The sequence below is a fragment of the Streptomyces sp. NPDC002776 genome, from assembly GCF_053592195.1.
Map to the genome: position 1 here is coordinate 91318 of NZ_JBSFVG010000020.1, position 20075 is coordinate 111392.

A 20075-nucleotide genomic window follows, 5' to 3' on the forward strand; every position below is an offset into this window, starting at 1 on the left:
CACCCGGGGTCACTTGGCGCACTGGACCTGATCCGCGGTGGACTTGTCCACGCCTTCGGGGGTCTTTCCCGACGGCGATCCGGTGAGCGGAACGCCCGCGCCCTTGAAGTCCTTGCCCAGGGTGAGCGTCATGGTGGGGAGCCCCTGGGCGTTGGTGACGCTCTCGCCGGGCTTCATCGCGGAGCCGGCGAGTCCCATCAGGTCCGCCAACCGCCGTGCCTGATCGGCCTGTTCGGGCGCGTACTCCAGCGTCGTCCTCGCCTGTGCCGCACCGGCGTTGCCCGCGTTCTCGGACTTGGTGACGCCCTCCTCGGTCTGCAGCCAGGTCAGCACCTCCTGGGCGCTGCCGGTCTCCGCGCCGCCGTTCAGGATCTGCACGCGCACCTCGGAGGGGTCCGCCTTGGTGCCCTTCAGGCGGGCGGCGACGGCGGCCGCCTCCTTCTTCTTCTCCGCCTTGACCTCGGTGAACGACACATCGTTCCGGATCATGTCGAAGACCTCGGGAGCCGTCGTCTCGTTGACGACGACGGTCGACTTCACCGCCTCGTTCGGGTTGTCGACCACCGGGACCGTGGTGAACGTCAGGTTCTTGGTGTTGAGCTTGCCCAGCTCCAGGCCGAGGTCCTTCAGCTTGCCGATGCTGTCCAGCTGGGAGTCGACGGTGAGCGCCTCGGTGCCCGCCTCCGCCAGCTTCACCATCTTCGTCGGGCTGGTGAGCGTGTCGTTGGACTTCAGCTTGCGCATCAGCGAGCTCAGGAACTGCTGTTGCAGTCCGATCCGGCTCAGGTCGCCGCCGAAGCCCACGGAGTGCCGGGTGCGCAGGAAGGCCAGCGCCTGCTCGCCCTCGATGGTGTGCGTGCCCTGGGACAGCTTCAGATGCGAGTCCGGGTCGTCGATGTCCTTCGCCAGGCACACCTCGACCCCGCCGACCGCGCTGGTGAGCGTCTTGACCGCGTTGAAGTCGGCCACCATGAAGTTGTCCGGGGTGATCCCGGTCAGCTCGGTGACGGTCCGCATGGTGCAACTGGGCGTACGTCCGCCCTGCCCGAGGCTGGTGTTGAAGCGCACGCCGCTCGACCCGGGGATGACCTTGGTGGACCCGTCCTCCTGCGTGGTCGGGCAGTCCGGGATGTCGACGACCAGATCCCGGGGGATGCTCAGCGCGGTGGCGTTCGACCGGTCCTTGGAGACATGCAGCAGGATCGTGGTGTCGGCGTGCCCGACGCTGCCGGAGTCGCCGTAGCCCTCGTTGCCGGACCCGGTGCGCTTGTCGGTGCCGATCAGCAGGATGTTGATGGCCTCGTCCTTCTTGAAGCCACCGGTGCCGGCGCCGTCGTCCGAGACGGAGTCGATGTTGCCGTTGAGGTGCTCCAGGTAGAGGTACCCGGCCCCGGCGGTGGCGATCAGCAGGAACGCCATGCTGCCGCCGGTCCACAGCACGAACTTCTTCGCCTTGGACGGCTTCTTCCCGGGGCGCCGTCCGCGGCGCCCGGGCAGGGGCTCCTCGGGCGCTCCGCGCCGCCGCGGCGGCGGGACCGCACGCCCCGGACGCGGTGCGCGCACGGGCGCCGCGGTCCGGGTGGCGGATCTGCGGGGAGCGGCGACGGCCGACTGCGCTGCGGATGAGCCCAGTCGCAATTCGTATTCGCCGGTGTTCGGATTGAGCACCCACTGGTCGGCGGGATCGATGTTCTCCGCCCGCCCACGGCCTTGCGCGTCCACGGTTTTCCGAATCCTCCGTCGGGGCCACGCGGCGCCTTTCCCCCTCCAAGGCGCTCGGGTCTCGGTCAGACAGTGCGCGACCCCATGACGTACCAGGGTGGAACGGCGTGGCCAGGTGCACCGGGTCGCTCACACTATCCGCCCAGTTCAACGTGGAGCGACGACGGTGACAAATTCCACGCCCCTACAACCGGTCAATACGGAGCATTTCCGTGAACCGGTGTTCGTCGCCTTGGCGTGCCCTTTACCCGCAACCGTCCTGGGCGGCGGTGTTTCCCCGGAAGGTGGGGGCGGGGGAGGAGGCGCGAGAGGGAGCGCGCCGGTCGCGGGCGTCCGCTTCGCTCGCTCCCGGACGACCCTTTTGGCTGACTTCGACGGGCGTGTCGTTCCGTAGCCGCTCGAACAGTCTTTCCGCTTCGGGCTCCACGAGCTGGTCGCGATTGACGTTGTAGACGTACGACTCCCGGGGAACGGTCAGAAATTGCACACGTTCGGTGGGGATGTCGCGCGCACCCCGGACGAGTTGGTACAAACCCCGCAAGCTGGCCAGCGCCGGATCGGTGGTCAGCGAGGACGTGGCGGCATCGAGAACGGGATACAGCCGAGCCGGGTTCAGCAGTACGTCATTGCTCTGCACCTTGTTGACGAGGGCCCCGAGAAAGCGCTGCTGACGCTCCATGCGGTCGGTGTCACTGCCGTTCCCCAGGGATTTGCGGGCCCGTACGTACCCGAGAGCCTGCTCCCCGTCGAGGTCCACCCGCCCGGCGGGAAGCCGCAGCTTGGCCGCCTTGTCGTTGATGGGGTGCTTCAGGCAGACCTCGACGCCGCCCACCGCGTCGACCATCTTCTTGAACCCCCGGAAGTCCACGACCATGTGGTGGTCGATCCGCACGCCGGTGAGTTTCTCGACCGTACGGATGCTGCACGCCGAGCCGCCCATCTCATAGGCGTAGTTGAACATGGCGAACACGGGCTCGGTGCGCTCGCCGCCCGGCCGCAGACAGGACGGCACGTCGACCATCAGGTCCCGGGGCAGTGACACGGCGGTGGCGCTGCGCCGGCCGGCGGACAGATGCAGCAGGATGGTGGTGTCGGACCGCTCGGTGCCCGAGTCCCGCCCGTACCGCCGGTTATCGCCACCGGAGCGGGTGTCGGACCCGATCACCAGGATGTTCCGCGCGCCCTTGACCAGGGAACTGGGCCGCTCGTTCTCGTAGCGGGCGAGCTCGGCGGCGGCGGCCTCGTCCGGGGTGATGTTCCCGTCGAGCTTCGCGTAGACCGCCCATCCGGCGCCCAGCGCCGCCAGCGCCACGACACCCACGCCGAGCGACGTCCTGCGGACCCACCGCCGACGCCGGCGTATGAGCCCCGTCCCGCTGGCCCGGGCTCCCCACCCCGAGGCCCCGCCTCCGTTTTCGGTCACGTCTACGTCCATCCCTCATGGCGTGCGGCCCGAAATCTCCTTGGTGTCCCTTACGACCATGACGGGGACGGCGGGAGGGGGGTGAGCGGTGATGGGCCGAACGGGGGAGGGGCCCGACTCCGGGGGACTCACTGCGCGGAGGTCACCGGGCCACGGTGGTGACCCGTTCGCTCTCGATCCGCTGGGCCAGGGCCTCCTCGTTCAGCTCCGCCAGGTTCCGGCACAGCACCACCGACCCGCCGGTGGCCAGCGCGCCGTACAGCCCGGCGTTCAGCCCCTCCCACGTGTCGTACCCCAGCCCCGACAGGATCCGGGACCCCGGCCCGGTCAGCCCCAGCCCCGTCGCCTCGTCCCGCGCCCGCTCCACGACCTCCGCCCCGCTGAACTCCCGTCCGGCGACGATCAGCGCCGCCCCCTCGGGGTCCACCGCGGAGAACGGCACGAACCGGTCCCCCTGCCCCGGCACCTCCACCGCGTAATCCGCGAACCCGGCCGGCGCCTGCGGGAAACGCCCGCCCAGCGGCCGTAGCGCCAGGGCGATCCGCTCCCCGCCGCAGCTCCGCGCCGCGTCCAGCGTGTCCGGACCGCTCACCACGACGTCGGCCGCGGCCACATCCGCGCCGCCCACATCCGCGACGGCCCCCACGGACGAACAGGCCAGCAGCCACACCGCCGTCTGCCAGTGCGCGGGCAGCAGCAGCGCCACCCGGTCCCCGGGCCCGGCCCCCAGATCCCCCTGGAGGAGATTCGCGGTCTTGGCCACCCAATTGGCGAAGGTGGCCACGGACAATTCGACGCGTTCCCCGGTGGCATCGTCGTAGAAGGTCACCAGGGGACGCCCGGGGTCCGCGGCAAGCGCGGAACGCAGCAGGTCGGCAGGGGTGCGATCGGTGGCATTCACCCGCGTTAGCGTACGCGCGCGGCACCCCCCGCACCCCCCGTGCCCACCACCGATTCGGCCGAGCATCGCGCGACGCCCCGTCAAGTCCCCGATGGACAGATATGTATGACTATGTCCAACATCAGGGGCATGCGTGGATTCCTTGCTTCCTCGATCGGTGTAACTTGCGCGGCCGCTCTCGTTCTTCCGCTGGCCCCATCCGTCGCCGCGGCGCCCATGAGCCCAGCGCCGACGGCGGAAGCGGTCACCGCACCCGGCGAGAGACCGACCCCCGGCCACACCGAGTCCCTCCCCCTGACGACGCTCCCCAGCACGAGAGCGACCCCCACCACCCCCGAACAGGGCCTGCCCCCCCGGGACGTACGCCGCTTCTCCCTCGTCGGCGTCATCTGGGACGACCCCGACACCGAACTGCACGGCCGTGTCGAGGTCCGCACCCGGGCCACGGCCACCGGCACCTGGTCCGGCTGGCAGGACCTGGAGACCCACAACGCCGAACACGCCGCCGACCCGGACACCGCCGAACGCACCTCGGGCCGGGTACGCGGCTCCACCGCCCCCCTGTGGGTCGGCGACTCGGACGGCGTGGAGGTACGCGTCAGAGCGGACCAGGCCGAAGACCCGTACGCCAACCCCCTCCCGGCAGGACTGCGCCTGGAACTGGTCGACCCGGGCCGGCAGGAGCCCCTGCGCCCGGCCACCCGAGCCGCCGCCCCCCAGGACACCCCCGCCACCACCCTGACCGCGGAGACGGCGGCGGCCTCCACCGCCAACGCCGAACTGGCCCCGCTGGGCGCCCTGGAGATCCCGGAGCTCACCCCCGACCGGACCCGCGAGGAACTCGTCACCCTGCGCGGCGCCGACCTGACGGAGGAGCAGAGGGCGAAGCCGTACATCGGCCCCCGCCCCCGCATCGTCACCCGCCGCGGCTGGGGCGCGAACGAGAGCTGGCGGGAGAAGAAGTTCGTCTACACGAAGAAGGTGAAGGCGGCCTTCGTGCACCACACGGCGTCCGGCAACGGGTACAAGTGCTCGCAGGCGCCCTCGGTCATCCGCGGTATCTACCGCTACCACGTCAAGAGCATGGGCTGGCGGGACATCGGCTACAACTTCGTCGTCGACAAGTGCGGAAACATCTACGAGGGCCGGGCCGGTGGCGTGGCCAAGCCGGTCCTCGGCGCCCACACCCTCGGTTTCAACACGCACAGCATGGGGATCGCCCTCCTCGGCAGCCACGGCAGCAGCAAGCCGTCCGGCGCCGCCGTGAAGGCCGTGGCACGGCTCACCGCCTGGAAACTCGGTCTCTACGGCGCCAATCCGCGCGGAAAGACATACCTGAAGTCCGGAGGTGGCAATCTCTACGCAAAAGGTAGGAACGTACGACTGAACGTGATCTCCGGCCACCGTGACGGCTTCGCCACGGAGTGCCCGGGCTGGCAGATGTACCGCAAGCTCGGCACGGCCCGCACGACGGCGGCCAAGCTCCAGGGCCGCTGACCGGGCGCCGCCGCCGGAAGCACCCATTCACCGCCATCGGGGGGAAGGCGGATCCATGACGAACGCCGCACTGCCGTCGAGGGCACCGCACACGGTCCGCACACCGCGGGCTGCATACACTGACCGGCCGAAAGACAGTTCGGCCGGTCCCGGCAGGAAGCGGAGACAACAGGTGACAGAAGCGATCCTCCTGGTCGGCGGCAAGGGCACACGGCTGCGTCCGCTCACCGTGCACACGCCCAAGCCGATGGTCCGGGCGGCCGGGGTCCCCTTCCTCACCCACCAGCTCGCGAGAGCGAGAGCGGCGGGCGTCGACCACATCGTCCTGGCCACGTCCTATCTGGCCGAGGTCTTCGAGCCGTACTTCGGCGACGGCGCCTCGCTGGGCCTGCACATCGAGTACGTCACCGAGGAGGAGCCGCTCGGCACGGGCGGCGCCATCCGCAACGTCGCCTCCCGGCTGCACTCCGCTCCCGACGACCCGGTCCTGATCTTCAACGGCGACATCCTGACGGGCCTGGACATCAGGGCGCTGGTGAACACCCACCGGCGCACGGAGGCGGACGTCTCCCTGCACCTGACGCAGGTGACCGACCCGCGGGCGTACGGCCTGGTCCCCACGGACGAGACGGGCCGGGTGACGGCGTTCCTGGAGAAGCCGCAGACCCCCGAGGAGATCGTCACCGACCAGATCAACGCGGGTGCCTACGTCTTCCGCCGCTCGGTCATCGACACGATCCCCACGGGCCGGCCGGTCTCCGTGGAACGCGAGACCTTCCCCGACCTGCTCTCCGCGGGAGCACACCTCCAGGGCATGGTCGACTCGACGTACTGGCTGGACCTGGGCACCCCGGCGGCCTTCGTACGGGGCTCCGCGGACCTGGTGCTGGGCCGGGCCCCGTCCCCCGCGGTCCCCGGCCGCTGCGGCGACCGTCTCGTCCTGCCCACGGCCCGGGTCGCCCCGGACGCCAAACTGGCGGGCGGCACGGTGGTGGGCGAGGGAGCCTTCGTGGCGGAGGGCGCCCGCGTCTTCGGCAGCACGATCCTGCCCGGCGCGGTCATCGAACCCGGCGCGGTCATCACGGACTCCCTGATCGGCACCCGGGCCCGAGTGGGCGAACGCTCCATCCTCACCGGCACGGTCATCGGCGACGGCGCGGTCATCGGCCCCGACAACGAACTGACCGACGGCGCCCGAGTCTGGTGCGACGCCCAAATCCCCCCAAGATCCCTCCGCTTCTCCCCGGACCAGTGACCACGCCCCCCACGGACGCCGAGCCAGCCGGGCATGTACAGCGTTCCGATGTCTTGAGACAGGCCACGCCCACCGGGCGACGCAGGTCAGCCGATTTCAGCCCGCCCGGCGTTTGAGGACGAGGCCCCTTCAGGGCCGACAGCGGGGGTCTGGGGGCGCAGCCCCCAGGGAGGGACGGGTAGGGGCGGCGGGGGCGAGAAAACCCCCGCCCCGCACCCACGTCACAACCGCCCGATATCCCCCACAGGCATCTTCGGCGCCCGCCGCCCCGGCACCCGCCCACTCAGCAGAATCAACCGCGCCGCCCGATGCCGCTGCCCCGCATACGGCTCCAGCAGCGACAACATCACCGCGTCATCCGCATCCCGATCCCCCGCGAGCGCAAACCCCACGATCCCCGGCAGATGCACATCCCCCACGGTCACCGCATCCGCCGCCCCATGACTGCGCTGCACCACTTCCGCAGAGGTCCAGGGCCCCACCCCCGGCACCACCTCCAGCCGCGCCCGCGCATCCTCCGGCGCCATCCCCACCGCCTGCTCCATCCGCGCAGCCACCCGAACGCACCGCAGAATCGTCGACGCCCGCTTGTTGTCCACCCCCGCCCGATGCCACTCCCAGGACGGAATCAACGCCCACGTCCGCGCATCCGGCATCACACACATCCGCCCGGGCACGGGCCCGGGCGCCGGCTCCCCGAACTTCCGCACCAGCAACCGCCACGCCCGATACGCCTCATCGGTCGTGACCTTCTGCTCGAGAATCGACGGAATCAACGACTCCAGCACCAGCCCGGTCCGCGTCAGCCGCAGCCCCGGCCGCCGATGCCGGGCCAACGCCACCACCCGGTGCCGGGGCACGAACGCCTCGGGATCATCCGCTGCACCCAGCAATTCCGGCACCCGCTCCAGCAGCCACTCGGCCCCGGGCCCCCACGCCTCCGCCCGGACCGCCGCCCCCTGCGCGGCCACCCGCAAGGTCCCGGGCCCGAGGGGCGTACGACTGGCCCGCCACACGGCCCCGTCCGGCATCGCCCGAAACGTGGGATCCCCGGGCCCCCGCCGCAACGGCCCGAGCACCAGCCGCAGATCGAGCGGCCCCTGAGGCACATACGTCCGCACCCGCCCCACCACCGAGGCCTGCCGCGGCACCCCGGCGGGCACACCGACCTGCCCCCCGCGCACGGTCGTACGCGTGGGCCGAGGAGCGAAACGTCCAGCCACGATCGATGTCCTAGGGATGAGGAGGGAAGCCCCACGTGGAGAGCCCCACGAGGGAAGCCCTACGAGGGTAGGCCGAAGCCGCCGTACGTCAGCGCACCTCGATGAAAGTCCCCGCGTCCCGCCCGGCACGCGGCCGAGGCTCCTCCGCGGGATGCCCCACGGCCACGGCCCCCATGGGATCCCACTCCTCCGGCAGCCCCAGCACGTCCCGCACGACCTCGCGGCAGAACATCGTCGACGACACCCACGCCGACCCGAGCCGCTCCCCGGCCAGCGCCACGAGGAAGTTCTGCACCCCGGCCCCGGCGGCCACCACGAACATCTCCCGCTCGGCGGCGTCCCGCCGCGGATCGCCGTAGGTGTGTGATCCGTCCATGACGAGGCACGGCACCACCAGGTAGGGCGCGTTGCGCAGCACGTCCCCTCGCCGCACCCGCTTGGCGATGGACTCCTCGCTCTTGCCGTCCCGCCGCAGATCCGCGATCCAGGCGTCCCGCATCGCGTCGAGCAGTCGCACCCTGGACTCCGCCGACTCCAGCAGCACGAACCGCCACGGCGTCGTGTGATGCGGCGCCGGCGCCGTCACGGCCGCGGCGACCGCCCGCCGCACCGCCCCGGGGTCGACGGGTTCACCGGTGAAGGCCCGGACCGTACGGCGCTGGGTGACCGCGAGCCGTACCGCCTCCGAGGTCCCCAGCCGGAACATGTCGTCGCGTCCGCCGCGCACCATGGCCCGCGCCCCCTCGCCGTCGTCCCCCGACAGCACGTGCGGCAGCCCGCGCACCACGGCCACGGGCAGTCCGGCGGCCTTGCCCTTCACCAGGTCACCGGCGGCGGCCAGTTCGTCCGCGGTCGCGACGACGGTCGCGGCGAGCGGATTGCCGTACGCGTCCGTGCCGCCGCGCAGGTCGTCGAGCACCCGCACCCCGGCGGCGCCGATCGCCACGTCCGTGAGCCCCGAGCGCCAGGGGCGCCCGAAGGTGTCGGTGACGACCACCCCGACCTCGACGCCGAGGGCGTCCCGCAGCCCGTCCCGGATCGCGCGCGCGGACGCGTCCGGGTCCTCGGGCAGCAACAGCACGGTCCCGGCCGGGGTGTTGGAGGCGTCGACCCCGGCCGCGGCCATGACCAGGCCCTGCCGGTTCTCCACGATCCGCAGCGTGCCGCGGCGCGCCACGACCCGTACGGTCTCGGCGTCGATCGCGGCCTCCCGGTCGGCCGCGCGCACGACCCGGCCCTCCGCCTTGGACACGATCTTGGAGGTGACGAGCAGCACGTCGCCGTCGGCCAGCGCGGGCTCCGCCGCCGCGATCAGCTTGGCGAGATCGTCGCCCGCCGTGACCTCGGGAAGTCCGGGCACGGCCCAGACCCGGTAGGAGACCTCGCTCACACCCCCCGCACCTCCTCGGCCAGCGCCAGCGCCGCACGCGCCATCCGCGCGGTCGCGTCGAGGTCGGTCATCATCAGCGGTACGGCCCGGCAGCGGATGCCGGCCGACTCGATCCGCTCCACGGAGGCGGCGTCCACGGTGTCGACGAGCCAGCCGTCGAGCAGCCCGGAGCCGTAGTGCTCGGCGACCGCCGCGGCCGTCGACTCCACGCCGACCGCCGCGAGCACCTTGTCCGCCATCCCGCGCACGGGCGCGTCCCCGACGATGGGGGACAGGCCCACCACCGGCACCCCGGCGTCGGCGATGGCCTCCCGGATGCCGGGCACGGCGAGGATGGTGCCGATGGAGACGACCGGGTTCGACGGCGGGAACAGGACGACGTCCGCCTCGGCGATGGCCTCCAGGACGCCCGGGGCGGGCTTCGCCTGCTCGGCGCCGACCGGCACGACGGCCTCGGCGGGGACGGAGGCCCGCAGCCGTACCCAGTACTCCTGGAAGTGGACCACCTTGCGCGCGCCGTCCAGCTCGACGGCGACGTGGGTCTCCACGCGGTCGTCGGTCATCGGGACGAGCCGGACGCCGGGCTGCCACCGGTCGCACAGCGCCTCGGTGACCGCGCTCAGCGGATACCCGGCGCTGATCATCTGGGTCCGCACGATGTGCGTGGCGAAGTCCCGGTCACCGAGCCCGAACCACTCGGGACCCACACCGTAGGCCGCGAGCTCCTCCTTGAGATGGAAGGTCTCGTCGGCCCGCCCCCAGCCCTGCTCCTCGTTGATGCCGCCGCCGAGGGTGTACATCACCGTGTCGAGGTCCGGGCAGACCTTCAGCCCGAAGAGGTGGATGTCGTCGCCGGTGTTGCCGATCACGGTGATGTCCGCGTCCGGCGCGGCCTGCTTCAGACCGCGTAGGAACCGGGCACCGCCGATGCCGCCTGCCAGAACCACAATGCGCATGGAGCAAGCATGGCAGGCGGGTCCGACAATGCGTCAGGCGGTCACGACCTCGCAGGCCGGGGCGGGGTGCATCGGCATCTCCGTCAGTCCCGGGTAGTAGACGTGCAGGCTGACCGCCGGCTCCAGCGCGTCGTTGACCACCTCGTGCGCGTAGCCCGGCGCGAACACCCGCTGCGCACCGGGCGCCAACGCGCGCGTGCCGCGCTCGGTGCGCTCGGTCAGCGTGCCCGCCAGGACGGTCAGGACGCCGGAGGAGGGGCCGTGGTCGTGCAGTCCGCTGCCCTGTCCGGGCACCCAGGACAGCAGCCAGACCTCGTAGCCGGGGCCGGTGCGCAGCCGGTGGTACCAGCGGGAGGTGGCGTCGTAGCGGACGAGGTGCTCCCACTGGGAGCGGTCGGCGGCGATGGAGCGGGCCAGGCCGACGAACTCGGAGACGGTGGCCGGGTGCTCGCGCGGAGCCTGGAGGAGGTGCGGGACTTCGAGGATGTCGCCGGCGATCTGGAGGTCGCTGTCGCTGTTCATGGGTGGGGTGGTTCCTCAGTGAAAGAAGGTCAGAGGGGAACAAGGAACCGAGTCGCTGGGGACGGGACCCGGCCTGCAGCTGGAGCGGGAACGGCTCAACAGCTGGGACAGCAACAACAGCCGCGACGAGCGTGGACAGCACCGAGGGACCCGGCGGTGCGGGTCGAGGTGAGTGCCAAGTTCGCGAGCATGCCCACAAGGACAGCGGTTCACACCTTCGCTGTCAACTCGCCCCCCGGTATGTGGGACGTGGTTCACCTCATCCGGTTCATCTGGCTGACGAAAGGTTTGTGCACGCGGCACCCGGGACACATGGCGCTCTACCGGGCGCACCAGCCTCGTTGCCGTCCCGTGATCCGTCTGTGATCCGGTTCGCTTCGGCGCGCGCGTCGGAACGAGATCGAACTCCTGGGCGTCCTTGTCCGTACTAGCCCTGTACGGGCCGGAGGCCCTCGTGGGTCCTCTCCGCGTGTCAAGGTTTATGCCGATTTGAACACTTTCCGCTAGGCCTTGGTTCCGCAGAGTGAATAAGGGGCCCAATAGCAGATCTCGGCTTGACTCGCCCGGAGCAGCACACTTGTAATTTCACTCGTGTCGTTCAGCCGGAATCGGTAACGGCTACATCACGGGGACGCGAAAGACGGACGAGGGGCGCACATGACCGAGACGGTGCAGCAACTGCTGGTCGACGACGCGGACGAGGAACTCGGCTGGCAGGAGCGCGCACTGTGCGCCCAGACCGACCCCGAGTCCTTCTTTCCCGAGAAGGGCGGCTCCACCCGCGAGGCCAAGAAGGTCTGCCTGGCCTGTGAGGTCCGCTCCGAGTGCCTCGAGTACGCCCTCGCCAACGACGAACGCTTCGGCATCTGGGGCGGTCTGTCCGAGCGTGAACGCCGCCGCCTGAAGAAGGCCGCCGTCTGACCGGACGGCACCGCCGCACGCGATCAGCGGCCCGTCGCACGTGGGTTGTCCACAGGCGGCGGGCCGTCCGCATGCCCAGCCGATAGTGTGGGCGCTCGTCCGAGACGCCCCGCTGTCCCCCAGGGGCACAGGCGTCCACCGCAGTCCACCGAACCGGGGCCCGTACCTCGATGTCCGTGCACAGCCACTCGGCAGCCCAGCAAGACCCGGCTGCCTCGCCAGAGTTCCCGCGTCACGTGGTGACCGCGGTCCTCGTCTCCCACGACGGTGCCCGCTGGCTGCCCGACGCGCTCGCCGGGCTGCTCGGCCAGGAGCGCCCGGTGCAGTCCGTCGTGGCCGCCGACACCGGCAGCGCCGACGACTCCGCCCAGCTGGTCACCGAGGCCCTCGGCGCCGACCGCGTCCTGCATCTCGCCCGGCGCACCGGCTTCGGCCAGGCCGTCGAGGAGGCCGCCCGCACCGCGCCGGTCCTCACCCCCGACGAGCTGCCGTACCTGAAGCGGCCGAGCGGCTGGGACCCGGTCACGCGCACCTGGCGCGACGACGCCTACGACCTGCCGGAGCTCCCGCACGGCGAGCCCGTCCAGTGGCTGTGGCTGCTGCACGACGACTGCGCCCCCGAACCCGACGCCCTGGCCCAGCTGCTGCGGGTGGTCGACAACGAGCTGGAGCTCGGCCGCGACGACGTCGCCGTCGTCGGCCCCAAGCTGCGCGGCTGGTACGACAGACGGCAGCTGCTGGAGGTCGGCGTCTCCATCGCCCACTCCGGCCGCCGCTGGACCGGCCTGGACCGCCGTGAGCAGGACCAGGGCCAGCACGACCACGTCCGGTCCGTGCTCTCCGTGTCCACCGCCGGCATGCTGATCCGCCGCGATGTCTTCGAACAGCTCGGCGGCTTCGACCGGCGCCTGCCCCTGATGCGGGACGACGTCGACCTGTGCTGGCGCGCCCAGTCGGCCGGCCACCGCGTCCTCATCGCCCCCGAGGCCGTCGTACGCCATGCCGAGGCCGCCTCCCGCGAGCGCCGCACCGTCGACTGCGCGGGCCGCACCACGGCCTCCCCGCACAAGGTCGACAAGGCCGGCGCCGTCTACACCCTGCTCGTCAACAGCCGCTCGGCCGTGCTGCCCTGGGTGCTGCTGCGGGTGATCCTCGGCACCCTGCTGCGGACCGTCGCCTATCTCGTCGGCAAGGTGCCCGGACAGGCCCTGGACGAGATCCGCGGGCTGCTGGGCGTGCTGCTGCGACCCGAGCGGATCATCGCCGGACGGCGCGTCCGGGGCCGCCCGGTCGTCGACAAGGACGAGCTGCGGCCGCTGTTCCCGCCGCCCGGCGCGACCGTGCGGGCCACCGTGGAGCAGGCCGCGGGCAGTCTCCTCGGCAGCTCCGACGCCGAGGCCACCTCCGGTGCCGGACGGCACGGCGGCGGCATCGAGTCCGGACCCGGCGGCGACGACGCGGAGTTCCTGGAGATCGAGCAGTTCGCCCGCCTCAAGCGCATCGCCCGCAAGCCCGGCCCGGTGCTCTTCCTGGTGCTGCTGCTCGTCTCGCTCGCCGCCTGCCGCGAGCTGCTCGGCGCCGGCGCCCTCGCGGGCGGCGCCCTGCTGCCCGCCCCGGCCGACTCCGCGGAGCTGTGGGCGCACTACCTGGACTCCTGGCACCCGGTCGGGACCGGCGGCACCGCGTCCGCGCCCCCGTACCTGGCGCTCGTGGCGATGCTCGCCTCGGTGCTGTTCGGCTCGGCCGAACTCGCGGTGACCGTCCTGCTCGTCTGCTCGGTGCCGCTGGCCGGGCTCACCGCCTACTTCGCCTCCCGCCCGCTCGTACCCTCGCGCCTGCTGCGCGCGTGGGCGGCCGTCGCCTACGCCTTCCTGCCCGCCGCGACCGGCGCCCTCGCCGGTGGCCGCATCGGCACCGCCGTCCTGGCCGTCCTGCTGCCGCTCGCCGCACGCGCGGGCGTCGCCGCCGCCGGCCTCGCGAACAGCTCCGGCGCGCGCGGCAGTTGGCGCGCCACCTGGGCGTACGCCCTGCTGCTGACCGTCACCACGGCCTTCACGCCGATCGTGTGGCCGATCGCGCTGCTGCTGGGCGTGGCCCTGCTCGCCGTGCGCCGCACCCACATCACCGCCTACGGCCTGCGCTTTTTGGCCCAGCTCGGCACCCCGCTGCTGGTCCTCGCCCCCTGGTCGCTGACCCTGCTCCCGTTCGGCTTCTTCGACGAGGCCGGCCTGGAGTACGGCTCCTCGGCCGCCGGCGCCCTGGACCTGCTCGGCGCCAGCCCTGGCGGCCCCGGCACGGTCAGCGGGCTGCTGCTGATCGGCGTCGTGCTGGCCGCGCTGGCCGCCCTGCTGCGCTCGGAACGCCAGTCCGGCATCCGGACGGCGTGGGCGGTCGCCCTGACGGGCCTCGTCTTCGCCGTCCTGTCCAACGGCTCCACCTGGGCCGGCCCCGCCACCCTCGTCTACGGCATCGCGCTGCTGGCCGCCGCCCTGCTCGGCGCCGACGGGGCACGCGCACGCGTGGCCGAGCAGAGCTTCGGCTGGCGCCAGCCCGTCGCCGCGCTGATCGCCCTCGCGGCCGCCGCGGGCCCGCTGCTGGTCGCCGCCGGCTGGATGATCGACGGCGCCGACGGGCCAGTCGAGCGGCGCGACCCGGTGCAGGTGCCCGCGTTCGTCGCCGAGGAGAGCGGCAACCGCGACCAGACCCGCACCCTCGTCCTCGACAGCGACTCCGCGGCCCACGTGAGCTACACCCTGGTCCGCGGCTCCGGCGCCCGCCTCGGCGACGGCGAACTCGCCGCGGCCGACGGCGAGAACGAGGGCCTCGACAAGATCGTCGCCAACCTCGTCGCCGGGTCCGGCGCCGACCAGTCCGACCAGCTCGGCAAGTTCGCCGTGGCCTACGTCCTCGTCCACAAGGGCGCGCCCCGCGACGTCACGCGCGTGCTGGACGCGACGCCCGGTCTGAGCCGGCTCAGCCAGCAGCACGGCAGCGCGCTGTGGCGCGTCGACCAGGAGGTCGCCCGCGCGACGATCGTCACCGGGACCGGCGAGCCGCAGCCCGTGGCCGCGGGCCCCGTCGAGATCCACACCACCGTGCCCGAGGGCGCCGACGGCCGCACCCTGCGGCTGGCCGACACCGCCGACGAGGGCTGGACGGCCACCCTGGACGGCAAGCCACTGACGCCCACCACGGTCGACGGCTGGGCGCAGGGCTTCGAACTCCCCGCCTCCGGCGGCAGGCTGGACGTCACCTTCGAGGACCCGGTCGGCCACACCGCCTGGCTGTGGGTCCAGGGCTCCCTCGCCGTCGTCCTCGTCGTCCTCGCCCTGCCCGGCCGCCGCCGCGATGTCGACGACGACCTCCCCGAGGAGCCGGTGATCCCCGCCCAGGCCGTGTCCGGCGAGGGCCGCCGCGCCCGCCGCCTGCGCGCCCAGGCGGAGGCCGAGGAGCAGGGCCGCCCCGACGACTTCCCGTCTCCCCCGCAGGAGGCGCCCCCCGTCCCGGTCCCGCAGCAGCAGCCCTACGGTGCGTACGACACCCCGCACTACGCGGGCGCCCCCGAGTACGGCGGCTACGGCGAGCAGTACCAGAACGGCCAGGCGTACCCGGCGAACGGCTACGACCAGGGCTACCAGGCGGATCCGTACCAGACCGGCCAGTACGGCCCGTACGCCTACGGCGGACAGCACCAGCAGGGCACGTACGACCAGGGCCAGTACGACCAGACGTACCAGCAGGGTTACGACACCGGCTACGACCCGCAGCAGCCGCAGCACGGCGCCGAGCGTCCCGACGGGAGCCAGCAGTGAACCGCACCACCCTCTCCCTGCTCGCCGGTGTGACCGCGCTCGCCGCCGTCACCGGATACGCCACCCTGAGCGCCCCCGAGGCGTCCGGCAAGGACAGCGCCGAGGCGGCGGCCGTGCTGCCCGTGGAGCGCACGAGCCTGCTCTGCCCGTCGCCGAGCACCTCCGACCTCGCGGAGACGGCGTACACCTCCTTCACGCCCGTCACGAAGGGCACCGGCAGCGGCGGCAAGGCCGAACTCGTCGCCGCGGCCGGGCAGTCGGCGGAGGATACGGAGAAGAGCGACAAGAAGGCGGACGACGAACCGGTCCTCAAGGCCGAGGAGCCGGGCAAGCCGGTCGCCGGGGACGCCTCCGGCGCCGACTCGCCCGCGCTGATCGGCACCGCCGACGGGAAGTTCGCCCCCGGCTGGACGGTCCAGCAGACCACGGAGGTCACCGCCGGCACCGGACGCGGCCTGCAGGGTGTCAACTGCACCGCCCCGGACACGGAGTTCTGGTTCCCGGGCGCCAGCACGGCGACGGACCGCACGGACTATGTGCACCTGACCAACCCGGACGACTCCGCGGCCGTCGTCGACATCGAGCTGTACGGCAAGGACGGCCCCCTGGAGACCACCGTCCCGGACGGCATCACGGTCCCGCCGCACTCCACCGAGCCGGTCCTGCTGTCCACGCTCGTCGACGAGAAGCAGACCAACCTCACCGCCCACGTCAGCGTCCGCAGCGGCCGCGTCGGCGCCGCGGTGCAGGCCCTGGACGACAAGCTCGGCGGCGACTGGCTGGCCGCCTCCGCGGACCCCTCGGGCAGCCTGGTGCTGCCCGGCATCCCCAAGGACGCCACCGCCGTACGCCTGGTCGCCTTCACCCCCGGCGGCTCCGACGCCGACCTGAAGGTCCAGCTCGCCTCCCCGTCCGGCCTGATCACCCCGGCCGGGAACGAGACGCTGCACGTGAAGTCGCGCATGACGTCCGCGATCGACCTCGGCGACATCACGCGCGGCGAGGCGGGCTCGGTGGTCCTGACCCCCACGGACCGCTCGGTGCCGGTGGTGGCCGCGCTCCGGGTGGTCCGGGGCAAGGGCGCCGACCAGGAGACGGCGTTCATCCCGGCGACCAGGCCGGTGGGCACGCGCGCGACGGCCGCGGAGAACACCGCGAAGGGCACGACCCTCTCCCTGACCGCCCCGACCGCCACGGCGAAGGTCAAGGTCACGGCATCGGCGGGCACCGAGGGCGGCACGGAGGCCTCCCGGACGTACACGATCAAGAAGGGCACGACCCAGGACGTCGACCTCCCGGCGCCGGACGGCCTGAAGGGCACGTACGCGCTCACGGTCGAGACGGTCTCGGGCGGCCCGGTCCACGGCTCCCGGACGCTGTCCTCGCCCCAGGGGAGCGTCCCGGCCTTCACGGTCCAGACCCTGCCGGACGACCGCGGGACGGTGAAGGTCCCGGAGGCGGAGCAGGACCTGTCGGTGCTCCAGGAATAGTCCAGGAGCAGGCGGGCTCAGTCCTCCCCGTACCGCGGGTCCACCGTCTCGGGAGTGAGCCCCAGCAGGTCCGCCACCTGCTCGACGACGACCTCGTGCACCAGCGCGGCCCGCTCGTCGCGCCCCTTGGTGCGGATCTCCACGGGCCGCCGGTAGATGACCACCCGCGCCGGCCGCCCCTCCCGCGCCGCGATGGACCCGCCCAGCGGCACGGCCTCGTCGTTCCAGCCCTGACCCGCGCCGTTCACCGGCGGCACCTCGAGGACCAGGAAGTCGATGTCGGCCAGCTGCGGCCACCGCCGCTCCAGGCGCTCCACGGAGTCCTGCACCAGGTCGGCGAACGCCTCGGCACGGCTCGCCGCCAGCGGCACCTGCGGTGGCGCGATCGGCCCTCGCATGCCCCGGCCGTGGCGATCACGACGGCGGGGCCCGGGGCCGGCGGCACGGGGTGGTACGGGGTTGTCCATCACTGGTGAAGCGTAGTCCTCGCGGCGGCCGGGCGCCCTGCTCCACACGGCATCGGAACCGCCGTCCACCGGCCCCGCAGCCCCTGTCGCCGGATGACCGTTCCGGCCAAGGTTGGGCTCGATTCCGTATCTCTCGAAGACCGGCACTGTCGAGGCAATTGACGGGGTTTGTACCGGGTGTTGACCGGATCCCCTCCTGCCGCATCGGCCGGAAAACGGCGTCGTCGCAGGTCAGCGAGGTGGGTCAGAAGGGATGTGTGGGGCGTTTCACACCACGACACGGTGGAGTGACCTGAGGGAGAGTCGTCGCGGCCCGCTCAAGAGTGCGGTACCGTCCAACGTCGTGAGCCCTGTACGTCGCTGTTCGCGCACCGCTTGCGGCCGTCCCGCCGTCGCGACGCTGACGTACGTCTACGCCGACTCGACCGCGGTCCTCGGCCCGCTCGCGACCTACGCCGAACCCCACTGCTACGACCTGTGCGCCGAGCACTCCGAGCGCCTGACCGCCCCGCGCGGGTGGGAGGTCGTACGGCTCCTCGACGCCTCCGCCCCGGCCCGCCCCAGCGGCGACGACCTGGAAGCGCTCGCCAACGCCGTGCGCGAGGCGGCCCGCCCGCAGCAGCGCACCGCGCAGGCCGGGGGCGGCGGGGCCCGCTCCGCGGACCCGATGGAGGTCGCGCGCCGCGGCCACCTCAGGGTGCTGCGCTCCCCGGACAACTGACGCCACGTCACCCGGATCACGGCTGAGGGCCCGCTCAGGGATCGCACAGCGCGGTGTCAGTCCGTACGGGTAGTTTGTGCAGACCGACGGGACTTTCAGGAAGGTTGGCCGTGGCTGCTGATCTGTCACAGCTGGTGAAGGCGTACGACGTGCGCGGAGTCGTACCCGACCAGTGGGACGAGCCGCTCGCCGAGCTGTTCGGCGCGGCCTTCGCCCGGGTGACCGGCGCGAGCGCGATCGTGACCGGGCACGACATGCGCCCCTCGTCGCCCGGCCTCGCGGCGGCCTTCGCGCGCGGGGCGGCCGCACAGGGCGTCGACGTCACCGAGATCGGCCTGTGCTCGACGGACCAGCTGTACTACGCCTCCGGAGCGCTGGACCTCCCGGGCGCGATGTTCACGGCCTCGCACAACCCGGCCCAGTACAACGGCATCAAGATGTGCCGGGCCGGCGCGGCCCCCGTGGGCCAGGACACCGGCCTGACCGAGATCCGCGAACTGGTCGAGAAGTGGAGCGACTCGGGCGCCCCGAAGCCGGCGCGGACGACGGGAACGGTCACCCGCCGGGAGACGTTGGAGGATTACGCGGCCCACCTCCGCTCGCTCGTCGACCTGACCTCCATCCGCCCCCTGAAGGTCGTGGTCGACGCGGGCAACGGCATGGGCGGCCACACCGTGCCGACCGTCTTCGCGGGCCTGCCGCTGGACCTCGTCCCGATGTACTTCGAACTGGACGGCACCTTCCCCCACCACGAGGCCAACCCCCTCGACCCGGCGAACCTCGTCGACCTCCAGCGGCGCGTCCGCGAGGAGTCCGCCGACCTGGGCATCGCCTTCGACGGCGACGCCGACCGCTGCTTCGTCGTCGACGCCCAGGGCGACCCGGTCTCCCCCTCCGCCATCACGGCCCTGGTCGCCTCGCGCGAACTGGCCCGCCACGGCGGCAAGGGCACGATCATCCACAACCTGATCACCTCCTGGTCGGTCCCCGAGGTGGTGCGGGAGAACGGCGGCACCCCGGTCCGCACGCGCGTGGGCCACTCCTTCATCAAGGCCGAGATGGCAAAGTCCGGCGCGATCTTCGGCGGCGAGCACTCCGCGCACTACTATTTCGCCGACTTCTGGAACGCGGACACGGGCATGCTGGCCGCGCTCCACGTCCTGGCGGCCCTGGGCGGGCAGGACGGCCCGCTGTCGGCACTGGTCGCCCAGTACGACCGCTATGCGGGCTCGGGCGAGATCAACTCCACGGTCGCCGACCAGGGCGACCGCCTCCGGGCGATCCGCGAGGCGTACGGCAGCCGCGAGGACGTCACCATGGACGACCTCGACGGCCTCACGGTCTCCGCCGCCGACTGGTGGTTCAACGTCCGTCCCTCCAACACCGAACCGCTGCTGCGCCTGAACGCCGAGGCACGGGACGCGGAGACGATGGCGAAGGTGCGGGACGAGGTCCTGGGGATCATCCGGGGCTGACGCAGGGCTCCCCGCGGGGGCGGTCCGACGCAACGCCAACCCCCTCCGCCCCCCAAGCCACCCGCCCCGGCGGTAACCTGACCAGGCACATCCGCGATACCCACCCGCCCCCGAAGGGACCCCCATGCCGCTCGAAGCCGGTCTCCTGGAGATCCTCGCCTGCCCGGCCTGCCACGCCCCCCTCAAGGAGCAGGACGCGGAGCTGATCTGCACAGGTCAGGGCTGCGGCCTGGCGTACCCCGTCCGCGACGGCATCCCGGTCCTCCTTGTCGACGAGGCCCGCCGTCCCGCGTAACCCCG

At 72.3% G+C, this 20075-nt stretch carries 16 protein-coding genes; 8 read left to right on the plus strand and 8 right to left on the minus strand.

What is annotated here, in order from left to right; genetic code table 11:
* Nucleotides 1–9: 9 nt before the first annotated feature.
* From ACWD11_RS30460 to ACWD11_RS30470, 3 genes are all read right to left on the minus strand, one after another.
* Entirely contained in the window at nucleotides 10–1722 is a 1713-nt protein-coding gene (locus tag ACWD11_RS30460; protein ID WP_451286827.1) for an LCP family protein, read from the minus strand.
* 244 nt (nucleotides 1723–1966) lie between these two features.
* Nucleotides 1967–3157, minus strand: coding sequence for an LCP family protein (locus tag ACWD11_RS30465; protein WP_451286829.1), 1191 nt, complete (start codon nucleotides 3155–3157; stop codon nucleotides 1967–1969).
* A gap of 130 nt (nucleotides 3158–3287) precedes the next feature.
* Nucleotides 3288–4046: a TIGR03089 family protein gene (locus ACWD11_RS30470; protein WP_451286831.1), complete on the minus strand. Its 759-nt coding sequence runs from the start codon at nucleotides 4044–4046 to the stop codon at nucleotides 3288–3290.
* A 129-nt stretch (nucleotides 4047–4175) separates the two neighbouring features.
* Here ACWD11_RS30470 and ACWD11_RS30475 point away from each other — a divergent pair, with 129 nt between their 5' ends.
* A complete protein-coding gene (locus ACWD11_RS30475; protein ID WP_451286857.1) occupies nucleotides 4176–5543 on the plus strand; it encodes a peptidoglycan recognition protein family protein in 1368 nt (455 codons plus the stop codon).
* Between the two features lie 172 nt (nucleotides 5544–5715).
* A complete protein-coding gene (locus ACWD11_RS30480; protein WP_389418405.1) occupies nucleotides 5716–6798 on the plus strand; it encodes a mannose-1-phosphate guanylyltransferase in 1083 nt (360 codons plus the stop codon).
* A gap of 221 nt (nucleotides 6799–7019) precedes the next feature.
* Here the strand turns inward: ACWD11_RS30480 and ACWD11_RS30485 are convergent, their stop codons facing one another.
* The 4 genes from ACWD11_RS30485 to ACWD11_RS30500 form a co-directional block, all read right to left on the minus strand.
* Nucleotides 7020–8021: a DNA-3-methyladenine glycosylase family protein gene (locus tag ACWD11_RS30485; protein ID WP_451286833.1), complete on the minus strand. Its 1002-nt coding sequence runs from the start codon at nucleotides 8019–8021 to the stop codon at nucleotides 7020–7022.
* Nucleotides 8022–8109: 88 nt separating this feature from the next.
* Complete coding sequence (locus ACWD11_RS30490; RefSeq protein ID WP_389418407.1) at nucleotides 8110–9411, minus strand: coenzyme F420-0:L-glutamate ligase; 1302 nt, start codon at nucleotides 9409–9411, stop codon at nucleotides 8110–8112.
* Nucleotides 9408–10367, minus strand: coding sequence for a 2-phospho-L-lactate transferase (gene cofD, locus ACWD11_RS30495; RefSeq protein WP_451286835.1), 960 nt, complete (start codon nucleotides 10365–10367; stop codon nucleotides 9408–9410). The genes ACWD11_RS30490 and cofD overlap by 4 nt, the downstream gene beginning before the upstream one ends.
* A gap of 33 nt (nucleotides 10368–10400) precedes the next feature.
* The gene (locus ACWD11_RS30500) at nucleotides 10401–10889 is read right to left on the minus strand and encodes a cysteine dioxygenase (protein WP_389418409.1); all 489 of its coding nucleotides are present in this window, start codon (nucleotides 10887–10889) and stop codon (nucleotides 10401–10403) included.
* Between the two features lie 657 nt (nucleotides 10890–11546).
* Between ACWD11_RS30500 and ACWD11_RS30505 the strand changes: the two genes are divergently transcribed.
* The 3 genes from ACWD11_RS30505 to ACWD11_RS30515 all read left to right on the plus strand — a co-directional run bounded on the left by ACWD11_RS30505 (nucleotide 11547) and on the right by ACWD11_RS30515 (nucleotide 17112).
* Nucleotides 11547–11810 carry a WhiB family transcriptional regulator gene (locus ACWD11_RS30505; RefSeq protein WP_010034659.1) on the plus strand — a complete coding sequence of 88 codons (264 nt, stop codon included), beginning with the start codon at nucleotides 11547–11549 and terminating at the stop codon, nucleotides 11808–11810.
* Nucleotides 11811–11980: 170 nt separating this feature from the next.
* On the plus strand, nucleotides 11981–15622 hold the full coding sequence (locus tag ACWD11_RS30510; RefSeq protein ID WP_451286837.1) for a glycosyltransferase: 3642 nt from the start codon (nucleotides 11981–11983) through the stop codon (nucleotides 15620–15622).
* Nucleotides 15619–17112: a DUF5719 family protein gene (locus ACWD11_RS30515; RefSeq protein ID WP_451286839.1), complete on the plus strand. Its 1494-nt coding sequence runs from the start codon at nucleotides 15619–15621 to the stop codon at nucleotides 17110–17112. Before ACWD11_RS30510 ends, ACWD11_RS30515 begins: the two co-directional genes overlap by 4 nt.
* A gap of 17 nt (nucleotides 17113–17129) precedes the next feature.
* Here the strand turns inward: ACWD11_RS30515 and ACWD11_RS30520 are convergent, their stop codons facing one another.
* Entirely contained in the window at nucleotides 17130–17579 is a 450-nt protein-coding gene (locus ACWD11_RS30520; protein WP_389418412.1) for a metallopeptidase family protein, read from the minus strand.
* Nucleotides 17580–17832: 253 nt separating this feature from the next.
* On the opposite strand from ACWD11_RS30520, the gene ACWD11_RS30525 reads away from it, so the two are divergent.
* The 3 genes from ACWD11_RS30525 (at nucleotide 17833) to ACWD11_RS30535 (ending at nucleotide 20070) form a co-directional block, all read left to right on the plus strand.
* Nucleotides 17833–18300, plus strand: coding sequence for a DUF3499 domain-containing protein (locus ACWD11_RS30525; RefSeq protein ID WP_389418413.1), 468 nt, complete (start codon nucleotides 17833–17835; stop codon nucleotides 18298–18300).
* 110 nt (nucleotides 18301–18410) lie between these two features.
* The gene (locus tag ACWD11_RS30530) at nucleotides 18411–19775 is read left to right on the plus strand and encodes a phosphomannomutase/phosphoglucomutase (RefSeq protein WP_451286841.1); all 1365 of its coding nucleotides are present in this window, start codon (nucleotides 18411–18413) and stop codon (nucleotides 19773–19775) included.
* 124 nt (nucleotides 19776–19899) lie between these two features.
* A complete protein-coding gene (locus ACWD11_RS30535; RefSeq protein WP_086725970.1) occupies nucleotides 19900–20070 on the plus strand; it encodes a Trm112 family protein in 171 nt (56 codons plus the stop codon).
* Nucleotides 20071–20075 lie beyond the last annotated feature (5 nt).